18 protein-coding genes are annotated in these 17,712 nt (G+C 72.3%); 6 read left to right on the top strand and 12 right to left on the bottom strand.

Going from position 1 to position 17,712, the window contains the following annotated elements:
* Positions 1–86: 86 nt before the first annotated feature.
* Positions 87–512, bottom strand: coding sequence for a DUF2000 domain-containing protein (locus PV343_RS18510; RefSeq protein WP_020940846.1), 426 nt, complete (start codon positions 510–512; stop codon positions 87–89).
* Positions 513–561: 49 nt separating this feature from the next.
* Between PV343_RS18510 and PV343_RS18515 the strand changes: the two genes are divergently transcribed.
* Entirely contained in the window at positions 562–1,371 is an 810-nt protein-coding gene (locus PV343_RS18515) for a helix-turn-helix transcriptional regulator (protein ID WP_319148028.1), read from the top strand.
* Here PV343_RS18515 and PV343_RS18520 read toward each other — a convergent pair.
* From PV343_RS18520 to mshA, 3 genes are all read right to left on the bottom strand, one after another.
* Entirely contained in the window at positions 1,350–3,062 is a 1,713-nt protein-coding gene (locus tag PV343_RS18520; RefSeq protein ID WP_319148029.1) for a glycosyl hydrolase family 28-related protein, read from the bottom strand. The genes PV343_RS18515 and PV343_RS18520 overlap by 22 nt on opposite strands.
* Before the next feature lie 141 nt (positions 3,063–3,203).
* Complete coding sequence (locus PV343_RS18525; protein ID WP_319148030.1) at positions 3,204–3,704, bottom strand: YbjN domain-containing protein; 501 nt, start codon at positions 3,702–3,704, stop codon at positions 3,204–3,206.
* Positions 3,697–5,034 (bottom strand): D-inositol-3-phosphate glycosyltransferase, encoded by a 1,338-nt coding sequence (gene mshA, locus PV343_RS18530; RefSeq protein ID WP_319148031.1) that lies wholly within the window; start codon positions 5,032–5,034, stop codon positions 3,697–3,699. Before mshA ends, PV343_RS18525 begins: the two co-directional genes overlap by 8 nt.
* A gap of 187 nt (positions 5,035–5,221) precedes the next feature.
* Between mshA and PV343_RS18535 the strand changes: the two genes are divergently transcribed.
* The 3 genes from PV343_RS18535 to PV343_RS18545 all read left to right on the top strand — a co-directional run bounded on the left by PV343_RS18535 (position 5,222) and on the right by PV343_RS18545 (position 9,024).
* Positions 5,222–6,067 carry a class I SAM-dependent methyltransferase gene (locus tag PV343_RS18535; protein ID WP_387952867.1) on the top strand — a complete coding sequence of 282 codons (846 nt, stop codon included), beginning with the start codon at positions 5,222–5,224 and terminating at the stop codon, positions 6,065–6,067.
* A 244-nt stretch (positions 6,068–6,311) separates the two neighbouring features.
* The gene (locus PV343_RS18540; RefSeq protein ID WP_319148033.1) at positions 6,312–7,433 is read left to right on the top strand and encodes an NlpC/P60 family protein; all 1,122 of its coding nucleotides are present in this window, start codon (positions 6,312–6,314) and stop codon (positions 7,431–7,433) included.
* A 286-nt stretch (positions 7,434–7,719) separates the two neighbouring features.
* Positions 7,720–9,024: a PP2C family protein-serine/threonine phosphatase gene (locus PV343_RS18545; RefSeq protein WP_319148034.1), complete on the top strand. Its 1,305-nt coding sequence runs from the start codon at positions 7,720–7,722 to the stop codon at positions 9,022–9,024.
* A 68-nt stretch (positions 9,025–9,092) separates the two neighbouring features.
* Here the strand turns inward: PV343_RS18545 and PV343_RS18550 are convergent, their stop codons facing one another.
* The 7 genes from PV343_RS18550 to PV343_RS18580 all read right to left on the bottom strand — a co-directional run bounded on the left by PV343_RS18550 (position 9,093) and on the right by PV343_RS18580 (position 14,749).
* Complete coding sequence (locus tag PV343_RS18550; RefSeq protein WP_319148035.1) at positions 9,093–9,443, bottom strand: DUF2516 family protein; 351 nt, start codon at positions 9,441–9,443, stop codon at positions 9,093–9,095.
* A gap of 100 nt (positions 9,444–9,543) precedes the next feature.
* Complete coding sequence (locus PV343_RS18555) at positions 9,544–10,140, bottom strand: hypothetical protein (protein WP_319148036.1); 597 nt, start codon at positions 10,138–10,140, stop codon at positions 9,544–9,546.
* 85 nt (positions 10,141–10,225) lie between these two features.
* Complete coding sequence (locus PV343_RS18560) at positions 10,226–10,717, bottom strand: helix-turn-helix domain-containing protein (protein WP_319148037.1); 492 nt, start codon at positions 10,715–10,717, stop codon at positions 10,226–10,228.
* A gap of 296 nt (positions 10,718–11,013) precedes the next feature.
* Entirely contained in the window at positions 11,014–12,393 is a 1,380-nt protein-coding gene (locus PV343_RS18565) for an MFS transporter (protein ID WP_319148038.1), read from the bottom strand.
* A gap of 141 nt (positions 12,394–12,534) precedes the next feature.
* Entirely contained in the window at positions 12,535–13,032 is a 498-nt protein-coding gene (locus PV343_RS18570) for an HAD domain-containing protein (protein ID WP_319148039.1), read from the bottom strand.
* Between the two features lie 11 nt (positions 13,033–13,043).
* Positions 13,044–13,667, bottom strand: coding sequence for an RraA family protein (locus PV343_RS18575; RefSeq protein WP_319148040.1), 624 nt, complete (start codon positions 13,665–13,667; stop codon positions 13,044–13,046).
* A gap of 26 nt (positions 13,668–13,693) precedes the next feature.
* The gene (locus PV343_RS18580) at positions 13,694–14,749 is read right to left on the bottom strand and encodes a phosphotransferase (RefSeq protein WP_319148041.1); all 1,056 of its coding nucleotides are present in this window, start codon (positions 14,747–14,749) and stop codon (positions 13,694–13,696) included.
* Positions 14,750–15,055: 306 nt separating this feature from the next.
* On the opposite strand from PV343_RS18580, the gene PV343_RS18585 reads away from it, so the two are divergent.
* Positions 15,056–15,787 (top strand): HAD-IA family hydrolase, encoded by a 732-nt coding sequence (locus PV343_RS18585; RefSeq protein ID WP_319148042.1) that lies wholly within the window; start codon positions 15,056–15,058, stop codon positions 15,785–15,787.
* Between the two features lie 34 nt (positions 15,788–15,821).
* A complete protein-coding gene (locus PV343_RS18590; protein WP_319148043.1) occupies positions 15,822–16,805 on the top strand; it encodes a hypothetical protein in 984 nt (327 codons plus the stop codon).
* A gap of 3 nt (positions 16,806–16,808) precedes the next feature.
* On the opposite strand, the gene PV343_RS18595 is transcribed toward PV343_RS18590, so the two are convergent.
* Entirely contained in the window at positions 16,809–17,711 is a 903-nt protein-coding gene (locus PV343_RS18595) for a GntR family transcriptional regulator (RefSeq protein ID WP_319148044.1), read from the bottom strand.
* Position 17,712: the final 1 nt, after the last annotated feature.

A 17,712-nucleotide genomic window follows, 5' to 3' on the forward strand; every position in this document is an offset into this window, starting at 1 on the left:
GCAACCCAGGTGGCGGGCGACACGGCCGGGGAGCGCGGCCGGGGGCCAGACGGCGGGCGGCACCGCCGGAAGGTCCCCCGGCCACCTCACGGATGCATCCGCGCCCCCTTCAGCACCTTGTCCACCGCGTTGCGCGGACCGTGCACCGCCAGGCCGACCACGTCCAGGTCCGCCGTCGGGACGGCCCGTACCGCCGCCCGGTTGTCGCGGTCGTTGCCGGTGCCGAAGAGGTCGGCGGTGAAGACGGCGCGGGGCAGGGCGCGGGTGAGGGCCTTGGCGTGGGCCGCTTTCAGGGTCTCCTTCGTGCCCTCGAAGACCAGCACCGGCTGGCGGAACATCGGCAGGTAGGCCACACCGTCGGCGTCCTCGTAGGGCTCGCCGACCAGCTCGGGCAGCCGGCTGCCCAGGCCACTGACGAGGAACGCCGTCACGTTCAGGCGCTGCCAGGGCTCCAGGTCCTCACGGAGCAGTACGGCGATCTTGGTGTCGAAGCGGATCGGGTCGGTGTCCATGCGATGAGACTGCCGCTCGCGGCACGGGACCGTCTTGTACGTTCTTTGCGTGGCCGCAGTCGCTCAGCCGGACGTCTCCGCCTGGCGCCCGCGCATCCCGGGCGTGGTGGAGGTCTTCCACGCCCACTTCACCGAGTACGCCTACCCGATGCACGTCCACGACGCCTGGACGCTGCTCATCGTGGATGACGGGGCCGTACGGTACGAGCTCGACCGGCACGAGCACGGCACCCCGGACGACACCGTGACGCTGCTGCCGCCGCACGTCCCGCACAACGGCTCCCCCGCCACCCCGCACGGCTTCCGCAAACGGGTGCTGTACCTCGACGCCAGCCACCTCGGGGACGAGCTGATCGGCCCGGCGGTGGACGGGCCCGACCTCCGGGACCCGGCGCTGCGGCTGCGGGTCGGGCAGCTGCACGGCGCGCTGTCCCGGGCCGGCGACGAGCTGGAGGCGGAGAGCCGGCTGGCGCTCGTCGGGGAGCGGCTGCGGGACCACCTGCGGCGGCGATCCGCCGGCGCCCACCGCACCCGCCGCCCCGACCCGGCCCTCGCACGCGCTTTGCGTGAACTGCTCGACGAGCACATCGCCGACGGGCTCGCCCTCGCCGACGCCGGGCGGCTGCTGCACGCCCATCCCGCCCATCTGGTACGGGCGTTCAGCACCGCATACGGCCTTCCCCCGCACCAGTACCTGACGTCCCGCCGCGTCGGGCGGGCCCGCCGGCTGCTGCTGGACGGGCGCTCGCCGGGCGAGGTGGCGGCGGCGACCGGGTTCTGCGACCAGGCCCATCTGACCCGGCACTTCAAGAAGCTGGTGGGGGTCACCCCGGGGCGCTACCGGCTCAACGCGCGCTGAGCGTCGTACAGGTTGCGCGGGCGTACGACGTCCGTGGTGCCGTACAGCTCCAGGCGGGAGCGCAGGTCGCCGGTGAAGTCGGGGACGTCGGTCTGGTCGAACTCCCGGACCTCGTTCAGGCCGACCGTCGCCGACCAGGGCGCCAGGCCGTCGATCTTCACGAGCCCGGCGCGGCCGTTGGTGACCCGGATGTTCCAGTGGGTGAAGCGGGCCCCGAAGAGCGGGCCGGCGCTGGCGTCGCCGCCGTGGCGGCCGTCGTTCTCGACCGTGATGTCGGTGCGGACGTTGGCGAAGGGCAGCCCACGGTGGCTGTCGAAGGTGCCCATCCGCATGTCGCCGCGCGACCAGACGTTGTGGGAGGACAGGCCCTCGACGTTGATGCCGTGCAGCTGGGTGCCGGCGGGCGCGGGGACGGTGCGCCGCTCGACGGTGAAGTCCTCGACCAGGTTGTCGTGGGAGCCCTCGCGGCAGAAGTAGGGGTGGTGGGAGCCGCGGCCGGCGACCCGGGTGCGGCGCAGGGTGCAGGCGGAGGCGGCGACCAGGCCGAAGCCGTTGTCGACGTGCCGGACCGTGACGTCGTCCACCCAGCAGTCGTAGGCGCACTGCAGGACGACGCCGTTGTAGCCCTTGTCCAGGAGGTGCGGGGACTGCGGGGTCTCCACCGCCTCCAGGGTCAGCCCTTCCACCCCCGAGCCGGTCAGCTCCGGGACGTGCGTGGTCAGCCGGGGGTCCCATTCGGGGCGCAGGTCGAGCGGCAGCGGGCGTTCGAGGGTGACGCGGCGGCCGCGCACCCGGGTGATCCGTACGGGCCACTCGTAGGGGACGTACGAGGTCAGCTTGGTCTTGTCGGCCCAGGTATAGGCCGCGGGGCCGGGGCCGCCGCCCGACATGTGCTGCAGCAGGGTGTGGGCGTCGTCGTCGGCGAGGCGCAGCAGGACCAGCCGGCCGGGCCGAAGGCGGTGCGCGTCGGCGACGGTCACCGTCCAGGAGCCCTGACGGGCGGGCTCGACCGTCGTGAGCGTCGTCCACTCGTCCCGCGCGTTGCCGGTCCAGCCCTCGAAGGGCCAGGCGCGGGACCGGATCGCCGCCACCAGGGAGTCCAGGCGGGCCCTGGGGGCCAGCCAGATCAGTCCTCCGGCCCAGGACCAGGACGACTTGTCGCCGCCGTAGCGCGAGCCGTAGGCGCCGATCAGTTCGGTGAGGCTCCTGGTGGCGTACAGGGTGGTGCGGCCGCTGCCGGCGCCGCGCAGGACGACGCCGGAGTCACCGACGCGGATCACGTCGTCGATGCGGAAGGTGCCGGGCGGGATGGTGACCGTGCCACCGCCGGCCCGTCCGGCGGCGGCGATGGCACGGTTGATCGCGGGGGCGCAGTCCGTGGTGCCGTCCGGCACGGCGCCGAAGTCGGTGACGTCGGCGACGGCGCGGGGGCGGGAGAAGCGGCGGGTTCCGGCGCGGCACCCCGCCTTGCCGACGAACGGCACCTGGGGGTGGGTGAACGGGGCGTAGGTGAACTCGCGCCACAGGGACGGGACTTCGCCGCTCGCTCCGGGTGTTCCGGCCGCCTCGGGAGCGGCCGGGGTCGCGGGTGCCGCTGCCGCCGTGCCCGTAGCCGTGCCTGTCGCCGCGCCCAGGGCCACGGCGGTGGCGCCGGCGAGGAGTGCGCGTCTGCCGATGTGCTCGTGGTTCATGTCCGGCCGCCCCTTCATATTCATGGATATGAACTACGTTCAGGAATGCGTCGGCGGTGAGCATGCCACGGAGCCCCGGGGCGGGGAAGGGGGCGTGCGGCGGGAAGACAGGGCGGTAGCCGGGCGCAGCCCGGAGGCGTGCTAGTCGGTCGGGCGCTCGATCAGGCTCTTGAACGCGTCCAGGTTCTTCGTCGACTCCCCCCGGGACACCCGCCAGGCGTACTCCTTGCGGATCGCCGTGGCGAAGCCCAGCTCCAGCAGGGTGTTGAAGGCGCCGTCCGCCGCCTCCAGCACCTGGCCGAGCAGGCGGTCGGTCTCCTCGGGGGTGACGGCGGCGAGCGGCAGGCGGGCCGTGACGTAGATGTCGCCGAGCCGGTCGACGGCGTAACTCACGCCGAACAGCTTGAGGTTGCGCTCCAGCAGCCAGCGGTGGACGCCCGCCTCGTTCTCGTCCGGGTGGCGGATGACGAAGGCGTTGAGGGAGAGGGTGTGGCGGCCCACGAGGAGCGAGACGGTGGTGGAGAGCTTGCGCGTGCCGGGGAGTCTGACGACGTAGTTCCCGGTCTCCGGGCTCTCCCACTCCAGTTCGGCGTCCTTCAGCACGCCCGCGACGACCTGTGCGGCCCTCTCAACATCACCCATGCTGGGAGCGTACGCGACGGCGGTGGGACTGGGTCGCGGCCGTGTACACGTCCGCGGTCGTGGCCGCCGCGGTGTCCCAGCCGAAGCCCTGCGCGTGCCGGGCGGCGGCCGCGCCCATGTCCGTGTGCAGGGAGGGCTCGTCGGCGAACCGGCGCAGCACGCGCGCGTACGCGGCGGGATCGTGGCCGTCGACGAGGAAGCCGGTGACTCCGTCGCGCACGGCCACCGGGAGGCCGCCGACCGCGGCCGCGAGCACCGGGGTGCCGGCCGCCTGGGCCTCGATGGCGACCAGGCCGAAGGACTCGCTGTAGGACGGCATGACGAGGACGGAAGCTGCGCGGAACCAGTCCGCGAGCCGCTCCTGGCCGACCGGCGGGCAGAACCGTACGACGTCGGCGACGCCGAGTCGCGCGGCGAGTTTCTGCAGCCCCTCGGGCTTGGCGAGGCCGCTGCCGCTGGGACCGCCGACGACGGGCACGACCATCCGGGAGCGCAGCTCCGGGCGCTCGTCCAGCAGCACCGCGACCGCCCGGAGCAGGATGTCGGGGGCCTTCAGGGGCTGTATGCGGCCCGCGAAGAGCGGGACCAGCGCGTCCTGCGGCAGGTCGAGGCGGGCGCGGGCGGCCGCGCGACCGTCGCCGGGGCGGAAACGGTCGAGGTTCACCCCGGGGTGGACCACGGCGACCTTGGCGGGCTCGGCCGCGTAGTACCGGGCGAGTTCGCCGGCCTCTTCCGCGGTGTTGGCGATGAGGCGGTCGGCGGCGGCGACGATCTGGGTCTCACCGATGACGCGGGCGGCGGGCTCGGGGGTGTCGCCGGCGGCCAGGCTGGCGTTCTTCACCTTGGCCATGGTGTGCATGGCGTGCACCAGGGGGACGCCCCAACGCTGGGCGGCGAGCCAGCCGACGTGGCCGGAGAGCCAGTAGTGGGAGTGGACGAGGTCGTAGTAGCCGGGGCGGTGGCGAGCCCACGCCTGCATCACGCCGTGGGTGAAGGCGCAGAGCTGGGCGGGCAGGTCCTCCTTGGCCAGGCCCTCGTAGGGGCCGGCGTCGACGTGCCGGACGAGGACGCCGGGGGCGAGCTGGACGGTGGGCGGGAGGCCGCCGGCCGTGGCCCGGGTGAAGATCTCGACCTCGATGTTGATCGCCGCGAGCCGCTGGGCCAGCTCCACGATGTAGACGTTCATCCCGCCGGCGTCGCCGGTGCCGGGCTGGTGCAGCGGCGAGGTGTGCACGGAGAGCATGGCCACGCGCCGGGGCCTGCGGTGCAGCCTGAGGCGCGAGGGGACCGACGGGGAGCGACGCCCGATCCTGGCGGCGTACTGGCTCACGTGGCGTTCCTCCTTGCTGCGGGCATGCCGGACGGAGGACCGGTCTCGCCCTCCACCGGGGTGCAACAGTGGCGCGTTCGGCTCCCATTCCCGATCAAGGCGCTTTAACGAATCATTACCCTTGCTCGCTCAACCGTTCGACAACGTGTCGCGTGGGCCTGCCGGGTACCCGCCTACCCTCGTAGGTATGGCAACCCGCGCGACGACCCTCCCCCCTTCCCGGCTTCGCTCGGGCGGGCCCGTCGTGGGAACGGTGACGCGCGGCACGACCAACCCCAACCGGCTGCGCCGCATGGACCGCTGGATCGCGGCCACGCACGGCGCCGAGCTGCGTCGCGCCGAGGACCCGGTGGCGGTGGACCTCGGCTACGGAGCGGCGCCGTGGACCGCCGTCGAGCTGCTGGGCCGGCTGCGGACCGCCGCCCCGCGCACGCGGGTGGTCGGCGTGGAGATCGAGCCGGAGCGGGTGGCCGCGGCCAGGCCGTACGAGCGCGAGGGGCTGACTTTCCGGCACGGCGGCTTCGAGGTCCCCGTCCCTGGACGGCCGGCCCTCGTCCGGGCCGCCAACGTGCTCCGGCAGTACGACGAGGAGCAGGTCGCCGCGGTGTGGGAGCGGCTGTGCGCCCGGCTCGCCCCGGCGGGCGGCGGCTCGCGCGGCGGCCTGCTGGTCGAGGGCACCTGCGACGAGATCGGGCGCCGGCACGTGTGGGTGGCGCTCGGGCCCGAGGGGCCCCGGACGGTGACCTTCGCGACCCGGCTGGGCTCGCTGGACCGCCCTTCCGACCTCGCCGAGCGGCTGCCGAAGGCGCTGATCCACCGCAACGTGCCGGGCGAGCCGGTGCACGCCTTCCTGCGCGACTTCGACCGCGCCTGGGCGGCCGCCGCGCCCTACGCCTCCTACGGCGCCCGTCAGCGCTGGATCCGCACGGTCCGTGCCCTGCGCGCCGACTGGCCGGTGACGGACTCCCCGGCCCGCTGGCGCCAGGGGGAAGTGACGGTCTCCTGGGCGGCTTTGGCGCCGCGCACCCGCTGACCCGTCACGGGGCCGACGGCCCGGGGAACGATCTCCGTGCGTCGTTCGTCACATCGGCGGGGAGATCGTCGTAGCGGGCGGACGCCCCGGGGAGAAGTGCGGACGGACGGGGAGGGCGTCGGTGGGCCGGGTGCGGGTGGGTGATGATCCGACTTCCGACGACCTCTGTCGTTTTGCGCGAGTCCGTGGCACGATCCCTCAGGCCACCGTAAGTTACTGACGGTAAATCAGGTTGGGGGAGAGTATGGGTACGGGCAAAAGCGGCCTGCTCACGGCAGCCGTCACCGTGGTCTGCGCGGTGACCGTGCTGGCGGCACCCGGCACCGCCTTCGCCGCCCCCAAACCCACCCCGAGCACCAGTACCGTCCCCGACAGCGGCGCCGCCCCGCGCGCGGGCGCGACCCCCGGCGCGGTGCCGACTCCCCCGCCGGACAAGGACCTTGAGAAGGTCCGCGAGAGACTCGACCGGCTCTACCACGACGCGGCGGTGGCCACCGACTCCTACAACGCGGCCGAGGAGCGGGCGAAGGAGCAGTCCGCCCGGATCGTCGCGCTGGCGAAGAAGATCGTCGCGGGGCAGCAGAAGCTGGAGCGCCTGAAGGACCAGGCGGGCGCGTCGGCCCGCGCCCAGTACCGCGGCGGCGGGCTACCGCCCACGGCCCAGTTCCTGCTCAGCGACGACCCGCAGCAGTTCATCGACGGCGCCGGCACGGTGCTCAACGGCCAGCGGGCGACCACCAAGCTGATCGGCGAAATGACCCGCACCCAGCAGGAGTTGCGCGAGTACGCCGACGACGCCTCCGCCCAGTGGCGCAAGCTCGACGCCAACCGCAAGGCCAAAGCCGCCGCGAAGAAGAAGATCAAGCGGCAGATCGCGGAGGCCGAACAGCTCGAGTCCCGGCTGGAGAAGAGGCAGAAGGCGCGGCTCGCCGAGCTGGAGCGGCAGGCCGCGTACAAGGCGCAGACCCAGTGGCTGGACACCGGCATCCTCAAGGAGATCGACGGCAAGGCCACTCAGCAGGGCAGGAAGGCGGTCGCGTTCGCCACGGCCCAGCTCGGCAAGCCGTACGTGTGGGGCGCCGAGGGCCCCGACTCCTTCGACTGCTCGGGCCTGACCTCCCAGGCCTGGGCGGACGCCGGGCACCCCATCCCGCGCACCTCGCAGGAGCAGTGGCGGCAGCTGAAGCACGTCGACGTCGAGGACATGCGCCCCGGCGACCTCATCATCTACTTCGACGACGCCAGCCATGTCGCGATGTACGTCGGGGACGGCGCGATCATCCACGCGCCGCGTCCGGGGCGGACCGTGACGGTCGCGGGCGCGGGCTCCATGCCGATCCTCGGGGTCGTACGGCCGGACGCGTGAGCCACGTCATGTGACGGCTCCCACGCGGGCCCGCAAGGCCGCCGTGTGACCCACCGCACCCCCAATCCCCCGTGAAACCCGGGGGGTACGTGAGCTTCGTCATTCCCCCCGCCGGGGCGGCCTGTCCAACTGCGGTACGGAACGCGGCATATGACTGTGGCCTGCACTGGAGCGACGGGGCTCACACCATTCCATCGGGGCGGGCAGTACCGCTAGGGTCACCCGTCGGTGGGGCGAGGTCCCTCGCACCCGCCATGCCCTCGGGGGGAGGGAAGGAACCAGGACGATGCCCGTACCCGTACCGCGGCAGAGAGCGATCCCGGCCGTGGAGAGTGGTCAGGCGCACGCCGCAGCCCAAGGTGGCCCCCTCAAGGAAGAGGCTCACCGCAGCGCCACGGCCGGCGGCGCGAACTCCGCCCCGCTCACCCTGCTGCTGATCGAGGACGATCCGGCCGGGTCGCCGATCGTGCCCGAACTCGTGGACGCCTCCGGCAAGCCCATCCGGGTCCGTACCGCCCGCAACCTCACCGAGGCCGAGCGGCTGCTCACCGACGACGTCCACTGCATCCTGCTGGACCTCGCGCTGCCCGCGCCCGGCCGGCCCGCCGGCGAGGACGCCGACGAGCTCGCGGTGCTCCGGCACGTGCTGCGGCTCGCGCCCCGGCACGCCGTGCTCGCGCTGACCGCCTCCGGCGACGCCGAGCGCGGCGCCGAGGCCGTGCGCGTCGGCGCCCAGGACTACCTGTTCCGCGACGAGCTGGACGGCCGGCTGCTCAGCCGCGCCATCCGCTACGCCGTCGAGCGCAAGCGCTCCGACACCGCCGAGCGGCGCCTCGCCGAGGGCAAGCTGCGCGCGCAGGAGAACCGCCGCCTGGAGCGCGGGCTGCTGCCCACGCCGCTGCTGGACGGCGCCTCGCTGCGCTTCGCGGCCCGCTACCGCCCCGGCCGCTCCCGCGCGCTGCTCGGCGGCGACTTCTACGACGCCGTCCGCACCCCGGACGGCACCGTGCACGCCATGATCGGCGACGTCTGCGGCCACGGCCCGGACGAGGCCGCGCTCGGCGTGGAGCTGCGCATCGCCTGGCGGGCGCTGACCCTGGCCGGGCTGTGCGGGGACGAGCTGCTGGGCACGCTGCAGCAGGTGCTGGAGCACGAGCGCGCGGACGACGAGATCTTCGCGACGCTGTGCACGGTGGACATCGCGCCCGACGGCCGCCGGGCCGGGCTCTGCCTGGCCGGCCACCCGTCGCCGCTGATCGCCCGCCCCGGCCGCGCGCCGAAGCTGCTGCCGTACGACAACAACGGCCCCGCCCTCGGCCTGCTCCCCGGCGCCCGCTGGCCCCGGATGCAGGTGGAGCTGGGACGCGAGTGGAGCCTGATGCTCTACACCGACGGCCTGATCGAGGGCCGGGTCGGCACGGACGGCGAGCGGCTCGGCCAGGACGGGATGGTGGACATGATCCGCCGTCAGCTCGCCGAGGGCCTGCGCGGCGAGGATCTGCTGCGCGCCGCCGTGAGCGAGGTCCGCGACCTCAACGGCGGCGAGCTGACGGACGACGTGGCGGTGGTCCTGCTGGACCGCACCGGCTGAGCGGGCGCGGCCGCCTCGGTGGCCGCCCCTTGAGGGACCGGCCGGCGGCCGCCGTTGCGGCGACCGGCTCAGCGGCCGCCGTTGTAGGGGCCGTACGGGCCGTCGCTGCTGCTTCCGCCGCGGCGGCGGCCCCAGCCGTTGCCGCCGCCGGAGATCTGCTTGAGCGCGGGGCGCACGTCCACCAGGTAGACGATGCTCGCGATCAGGCCGGCGATCGGCAGGATGCCGAGGATCGAGAACAGGTAGCTGACCACGAGCGCGATGCCGAGGACGATCAGCCAGAAGACCTTGTTCTGCTTGTCGGCCGCGCGGAAGGCGTCCTCGCGCCGGAACGCGGCGTCGACCAGCCCGAACGCGGCGAGGGCCATCAGGACGATCTTCAAGATCCCCATGAACCCCGCGAAGCCCAACATCAGCATGGTGCCCACCGCCCGCCGTCTCCCGATCCTTACTTCGCCACGCTACCCGGAGAACGGGCCGGTCACCTCAAAGGTGCCCGGCCCGTTCGTGGTTCCCCGGTCACTTGGCCGGCGGAGTGGTCTTCTTCGTGGTGGGAGTGGCGGCCCTGCGGGGGGCCGGAGCCTTCTTCGCCGCGGGCTTGCGCGCCGCGGCGGGCTCGTCCGTGGCCTCGGTCGGCTTCGGCTGCTCCGCGACCGGCTCGGGCTTGCCCTCGACGGCGATCGCCAGGTCCTCGATCTCCTCGGCGGCCTCGCCGCGCCAGGTCTTCACGGCCTGCTCGCCGTGCTCGGCGACGCGCTCGTAGGTCTCGCGCGCCTTGACGGCGTACTCGGCGGCGACGCCCACCCCGCGCAGCGCGAGGTCCTGGGCGTTCTCACCGAGCTTCTTCAGGTCGACGTCGAGGTTCCCGATGAACTCGTTGACCCTGGACTGCAGGGTGGCCTGCGCCTCCTTGGCCCGGTCGGCGGCCTTCTCCTGCACGGCCTTCGGGTCGGTGTTGCGCACGGCCTCGATGCGGGCCGGGGCCTCGGCGCGCAGCTGCTCGACCAGCGCGGGCACCTTCTTGGCCTGCTGGAGGGCGAGGTCGGCCGTACCGGCGGCGAAGTAGAGCGGAGTCGGGTCGCTGAAGGTCTTGCGCAGGTCGTCGGTGATGGCCATGGTGATGGTCCTCCCGGATTCGCGTTCGGCTGAGGTTGGTGTGGTCCGCGGTGCCACGACCGGGGCTGACTTGTCGAGGGCCCGCCTATCCGGTCGTCCGCCGCGGACCGGCATCACTGCCGCCGGCCGTGCGGGTGCCGCGTACGTCGGTGTCGCTCGGGGCATCGGTGCCGCCCGCCGGTTCCTCCGCGGTCCCCTCACCGGGGTCCCACGCCGGTTCGCCGATCCCGAATCCGTTCTCCTTGCGGAACGACTCGTAGATCTGGAGCAGCACCTGCTTCTGCCGCTCGCTCAGCGTGGGGTCGGCGAGGATGACGGCGCGCGTCTCCACCTCGTCCCGATCCCGTTCGGCGTCAAGAATCCCGGCGCGGACGTACAGCGTCTCGGCGGAGATGCGCAGTGCCTTGGCGACCTGCTGGAGCACCTCCGCGCTGGGTTTGCGCAGCCCGCGCTCGATCTGGCTCAGGTACGGATTGGACACCCCGGCGGCGTCGGCGAGCTGCCGCAACGAGAGCTGGGCGTTGCGCCGCTGCTCGCGCAGGTACTCACCGAGATTGCCGACGTTGAGCGATGCCATGCCTCCACCATGCAGCACGTGCGCTAACAATTGCAAGCATCTGCTTGCAACAGTGCGCCACACCACGCCGGAGATTCACCCGGCCGCCACAGGCCCGCTGCCGCCGAGCTCCGCACAGCCCGCTCGCCGCGGGGCCGGCCGTCACGGCGCTTGCCGCCGCAGGGGTGCTCGCCGCCGTAAGGCGCTCGCCGCCGTAAGGCGCTCGCCGCCAACCGGGCCACCGCCCCAAGGCGTGCTCACCGTAAGGCGCGCGCCTCGAAGGACCGGCCGGACCAGTACCCGCGTGCCGCAGGTTCTCACCTCTCCGCCGTTTCACCCGCCGGTCGGGACGGGACACGCGACGCGGGGCCGGGGGTTCCGGGACGGGTGGAGTGGTGGAGCAGGAGGGCGGCGGTGAGGCAGACCGTTCCGGCGACCGCCAGACCGGCGGCGGGGCCGAGCGTCGTCGTCACGCCGGCGGCCGCCGACAGGGTCAGGGTCTCCAGGCTCATCCGCGCCGTGCCGAAGAGCGCGGCGCCCGCGCCTCCGCGCGCGGCGGGCACATGGGCCAGTGCCTGCCCGTCCGGGACGCCCTCGGTCAGCCCCAGGCACAGCCCGACCGCTCCGGAGGCGACGAACAGGGCGACCGGCCGGTCGGTCACCTGGAGGACGGCCGCGGTGACCGCGCACGCCGCGAGCGCCCCGGTCACCAGCGGCCGGGCCCATCGGCGCGCCAGCCGCGCGGCGAACAGCGGAAGGACCGTCGACGGCACGGTCAGCAGGCTGAGTACGACCGCGGCCCCGGACGGGCCGAGCCCCTGCTCTGAACCCAGCGGGGGGAACACGGTCAGGCCCACCACCAGCATGCCCATGAACGCGCCCGTCGCCACCGCGTACGCCCGGTAGGCGGGGATGCGCAGCAGGTCCAGGGGGATCGCGGGAGCGGGGACGCGCCGCTCGACGCGGACGAGGGCGGTGGCGCAGGCAGCCGCGACGAGGAGGAGGCCGACGGGGCCCCACCACGGGACGGCACCGCCGAAGCCGAGGCCGAGCGCGGTCACCGCGGCGGCGACGGCCAGCCCGAACAGGACGGCGCCGGCCCGGTCGAAGCGCTCGGCCGGCTCCTCGCCGCGAAGGCCCGGAAGGCCGAGCGTGGCCAGCGCCGCGAGCGCGGCGACGGCGCCGGGCACGACGAAGACGAGGGGCCATCCGCCGACGGCCATGAGGCCCTGGGCGACGACCGGCCCGAGCGCCAGGCTGCCGCCGAGGACGGCGCCGACGTAGCCGTAGACCCGGCGCCGTTCGCCGGGCGGGTACACGGCCAGGACCATCGACGACCCGCCGGCGGCGCACATCGCCGCCCCGACGCCGGCGACGGCCCGCAGCGCCACCAGGGCAGGCAGTCCGGGCGCGAGGGCGGACAGGAGGCCGGTGACCGCGACCACGAGGTTGCCGGCGGCGAAGAAGCGGGTGCGGGCGGTGCGGTCCGCGGTGGCTCCCGCCAGCAGCAGGGCCGCGGCGAACAGGCCGTTGTAGGCGAGGACGGTCCACGGGCCGAGGGCCGCCGGGCCCGGCAGCCCGTCGGTCGCCTCGGGTACGGCGGCCGTGGCGCCGGTGATGGCGAGCGGGAACACCGCGTCGGAGAGGAGGGCGGCGGCGAGGACACGCCGACGGCGGCGGACGGACAAGGTGAACAAGGGTGCGCTCCGGAACGGAAGGGAGTCCGAGCGCCACGAAGGCGCTCCTGGCCTGGGGTCAGGAGCGACGGCGGGAGGCTGGTGTTCGCGCCGCCGCTCTCAGCGACGGCGCACCCTGTCTGATTCCGGCACGGGCTCACGCTAGCAGCGGGCCCGGTCGAGCCACTCCCGTACGGTCGTGAAGTCGGCGTCGGTCAGGCCGTAGCGGTGGTCCACGCGGTGCAGGAGCGCGGGGCGCGGGTGGTGCACGGCCACCCAGGCGCGGTCGGCCTCCGTGAGTTCGTCGTCGATCCAGACGAAGGGCCGGCCGGCCGCCCAGGCGACCAGGGGGCGCGTCTTCCAGTGCAGCAGGTCCGGCGGCTCGTCCTCGTCCGGCCATTCGACGACGGGCAGCGGTGGCAGCCCCAGCCAGGGCGCCAGGCTGGCGTTCGCGTCGTCCATCCAGGTGGTGGCCCACACCAACTCGCAGCCCAGGGCCATCAGTCGCCGCCCGAGCGCGGGGTCGACGCGGTGCAGCAGGGGGTGCTCCGCCGGGCCGGGGTCCGGGGCCCCGGCGTGGCCGCGGTCGTACACGGGATACGCGCGGTCCGCCGCCCCGAAGGGCAGCAGCGGACCGTCGACGTCGAGGAAGAGCAGCATCAGAGCAAGGATCAGCCCTCGAAGGCGTGGTCGGCCAGGATCGCGTCGATCCGACCCCGGTGCGCCGCCTGCCACTCGTCGAGCGTCTCGTCCGCCTCCTTGGCGAGCTTGGCGCGCGCGTCGGCGAGCACCTGCGCCCGGCGGCCCGCGGGCACCACCACCACCCCCTCCTCGTCGGCCACCACCACGTCCCCGGCCTCCACCCGCACGCCCGCGCACCGCACGGGTCCGTTCAGCGGGCGTACGACCTTCTTGGCGCCCGGAATCGGGACCACACCGCGGGCGAAGACCGGGAAGCGCATGGCGCGAACCTCGGCGAGGTCGCGGATCAGGCCGTCGGCGACGAAGGCAGCGACGCCGCGCCGCTGCGCCACGGCGCACACGTTCCCGCCGGCCAGGGCCCAGTCGAGGTCCCCGGACTCCACGACGATCACCGAGCCGGGCTCGGCACGGTGGATCGCCGCGTGCAGCATGAGGTTGTCACCGGGCGGACAGCTCACGGTGAACGCGGGCCCCGCGACCCGCGGCACCGGCCCCCACAGCGGCCGTATCGCGCGGTCCATCACCTGGTCACGGCCCAGCAGGTCGGCAAGGGTGGTCGTGGGGACGTCGTGGAACTCGGGGGGAGTCGTCATAGGGGTGACGGTAGCGTCGGCGGCGTTCAGTGCTCCCCGGCCAGTACGCTCCCGTGCCGCCCGCACCAGCGCATCAGCGCCACCACGATGCGTCGCGGACCGGGAACCAGCTCGACCCCGAGCGCCCCGGCCGCGTCGGCCAGGATGGTGCGCAGCCCGAGGGCCGCGGGAACGAAGTGCCGCCAGCCGACGTGCTCGGTCGCTCCCAGCACGAGAGCGGTCCGAATGACATCCGTGAAGACGGACTGGGCCCTCTTGTAGTCGACCAGCCGGCGGAGATCGTCCTGCCAGCCGTTCGAGCTGTGCGGACGCACCGCTTCCACGGTGGTGCACCACTGCTTGACCACCGCCCGCGCCTGCCGGGCGGGATAGCGCATCAGGTGGAGGTGAGTGGCCAGGTCGTAGAGGGGGTCGCCGACCATCGCCAGTTCCCAGTCGATGGTCCACAGGCGCTGTTCCGCGTCGACGATGAAGTTCTCGCGGTGCAGGTCGGCGTGGAGCAGACAGAACGGACGTTTCTTCAGGCCGGACACACGCTTGCGCAGATGCCTGAAGGAGTCCGTGTTCAGTCCGAGCTCCAGGAAGAGCTCCTGGAACCTGTCCGCGTTGTGCTCATAGACCCGGTGCTCGGTGAAATGGACGAGCCGCTCCAGGAAACCCTGTGTGTCGCCGTCGTCAGGTCGGTCCTGCGCCTCGCATCTTCGCTTGACCGCGAGAGTCATGGGATCGATGGCGACCAGTTGCCTGAACAGGTCGGTGATCTGATGGCCGAACACGTCCGGAACCACCGTGCCGGACCGGTGGAGTGAACCGAGCGTCTGTCCTTCGATGAAGCGCTGCAACTCCATACCACCGACCTCGACGATGTCGGGAATGGAACGGATCCGGCCGCCCAGAGCCTTGAGCAACTGCTCTTCCGAGAAGAAACAGCGCCGGTCGAACCACAGCAGATCAGCCCGCGGCTCTCGGCACTTCCATCGTCCCGACCGAAGCGGACCCGCTTCGCCGAGCAGCGGAAACACGTAGGTCTCATGGTGATACCCGTGGAGCGGGCCTTCGACGACGCTCGCGTCACCGCTCATCTCGGCAGCGTGCAGCCGAGCAATCGATGCTGATTCGGGGGACATTGGCCGTTTCTCTCGCCGTGTACCCTTCCGACGGGTGCAGAAGTGGCAGCACGGTACTCCTGTTGCGGCATGCATCGTGTCAGATGCGTTCGACTCGTCGAGCCGCGTCCCACTGATCGGCGATCGAGCGCACACGTGTACCGCTTGCGCTGCTTGTGCCGCCATGCCTTCACCGGCGTCGGCGTTCCGCCATGACCTGCGGTGCTGGCAGCACCGCCCACCGTGGTCCAGACTGGCCGGGCGACCGGCGGGAGGAGACCCATGGGCTGCACCGAACGAACGGCTCCGGAAGTGCTGTTTCATGACGCACATGCCGTGCTGTTCGACTTCGACGGACCGGTCACCGACCTGTTCGGCGACACGTCGACCGCGCCCGTGGCAGCGGAAATCAAGAAGAAGGTGCTCGGCATCTGGGGGCACCTGGACCCCGACGTCGAGGCCTGCGACGACTCACACGGCATCCTCAGGCGCCTCAGCGACATGTACGGCCGCCCCACCGCCACGCCCTGGGACCCGCGCGTGCTCAAAGAGGCCGAGGCCATCGTCACCGAGGCCGAGCACGCCGCGGTCCGGACGGCCGTGCCCGCACCGCATGTCGAGCGCCTCGTCGAAGCACTGTCCCAGCGCGGCCGGCGTCTCGTGATCGTCAGCAACAACGCCGACGGACCGGTCCGCGAGTTCCTCGACAAGTGGGACCTGCGTTTCGACTTCGTGGTGGGCCGGGACCCGCAACGACTGGAGCTGATGAAGCCGCATCCCGCCTCGGTGGAGCGGGCCCTCGCGCGCGTGGGGGTCAAGGAGCCCGAGCAGGCCTTCCTCATCGGTGATCAGCTCACCGACCTCCAGGCCGCGCACCAAGCAGGGATCCGCTTTCTCGGCTACACCCAGTCGGAGGAGCGCGCCGAATTGCTGCGGGTCAAACAGGCCAACTGGGTCGTAAAATCCCATGAGCCTCTCATCAAGGCCGCGGATTCCCTGATTCGGAGCAACTGACTTTCCACGAGGTTCAGCACACCCGGGGGTATGTGTGACATCTCGCGATCCGGGCGACGACGGCTCGAACAGACTCGACCGTATCCGGGACACGCTGGGCGAGTGGAAGCCACGCATCGTCAGGGGACTGCTCGCACTGGTCGCCCTGCTCGGAGTCGCCGCCGAGCTCATCGACCCCTTGGGAGACATGCTCAAGGGACAGCAGCTTCTCGGCGGTTCCTTCGCCGCGCTGATGGCGCTCATACTGTTCGACGCCATCAGCGAGTCCGAGCCCAGAGAGATCTCGGGTGTCCACGTGTTCGCCGACCGCAGCGAGCTGCACGCCGAGTTCCGGAAGGCGTTCAACGCGCGGTTCGTACGCGTCGACTTCTCCGGCTTCACCATGCAGACGCTGCTGGACGCCCTCCGGGAACCGCTGGAGAGAATGGCCGACCACGAAGTTCGGACGGTCGAACTGAAGCTGTGCGTCATCATCGCCCATCTGAACCTGCCGATGGGTCTGCCCGGAGGCCTCGTCCCTGCAGACCCTCAGGGAGGTTCCCGGGGCGGGACGTTCCACTTCAGGGACTCCCCGGAGAATCGGGAGCGGATGCGAGTCGACTTCACGGAGCACAATTGGCGCACTTTGAAGGAACTGCTGAATCGCGTGCACCAGAGGAACCCACGAATCGTCATAACCTGCGAGATACGGGAATCGCCGCAGCTACCCGAGCGGAAGCTGTACATCCTCAACCAGGAGTGCGTCTTCTCCACGCCCTACGGCATCGAGCCGAGAACGGTCACCGGACACGGGGGCAGCTACGAGATCCTGGACACCGAGGGCTTCGGGCCGCTCTACGGCCGGGCCCGCTACATCGGCTGGGATCTGCGTTCGAAGTCACGCTCGACCAGGGACATCGCCGAGCATCACATGGAATGTCATCGAAATTTGTGGGACAAATTGGGCGACATCAAGCCCGAGCATCCCGTCATCGTGGACCCGGTGTGGGCTTCACCTGGCCGGCGAGCGGCTGCGTAGCCTTCACGCCTGGTCGGTCAACAACGTCCAGACTGCCTCGAACCATGCCGTCATGCTCTCCACGAACGTCGACCCCGGCGAGTCGGGGCGGCCGTCTCGGACGTGGTGCGTGAGGGTGGCGCCGAGACCGAGGACGTCCACCGCCTTGACCTCCTGGATCCCCCCGCCGTCCCCCAGCACCACCGGCCGGATGAGCGGGATGTACGGACCATGCAGTACCTCGGCGCGGTTGATGACGTACAGCTTGAACGTCGGGGTGAGCGGGGTGTGCCGGAACTCGTACTCCACCTCGTCCACCAGCCCCTCGGCGCGCAGTTCCCCGAGGACCTTGTGGAGCGAGGCGATGTGGTGCTCGGCGATGGCCCGCAGCCGCGCCCGCAGCCGGGCGTCGACGTCCGGGTCGGGGTTCTTCGCGTCGGCCTTCTTCGGGTACTGCAGCGCGTCGACGGCCGTCGGGAGCATGATCCGCAGCGCGATGCGGTCGGGCGAGATCAGCCCGAGCCGGATCCGCTCGGCCTGCGCGCGGATGTGCGTGTCCAGGCTCTCCCCGGTCAGGGTGTAGATGTCCAGGGCGACTTCGGGCTGCTCGAACGCCTCGCCGATCAGCGGCCCGAGGGTCATCGGATGACGCGACCTGCTGGCCCGCGGGGTGGAGGACAGGATGCGCTGGTTGCGCAGGACCCGTGAGCCCTGGCCCTGCCGGGTCTCGATCCAGCCCTCGCCGCGCAGTTCGCGCAGCACCCGCTGGATGGTGTCCCGGGAGACCCCGAACTCCGTCGCCAGCTCGTGCTGCGACGGCAGGGGGGTGTCGGGCGGATAGCCGCCGTCGGCTATCCGCACCCGCAGCTCCGCCGCGACCCGGCGGGAGTCCCCGCCGCGGGGCTCGTCCTTACGCGTCACCGTCACT

This window comes from Streptomyces sp. WI03-4A (assembly GCF_033792105.1).
Lineage (GTDB): Bacteria > Actinomycetota > Actinomycetes > Streptomycetales > Streptomycetaceae > Streptomyces > Streptomyces collinus_A.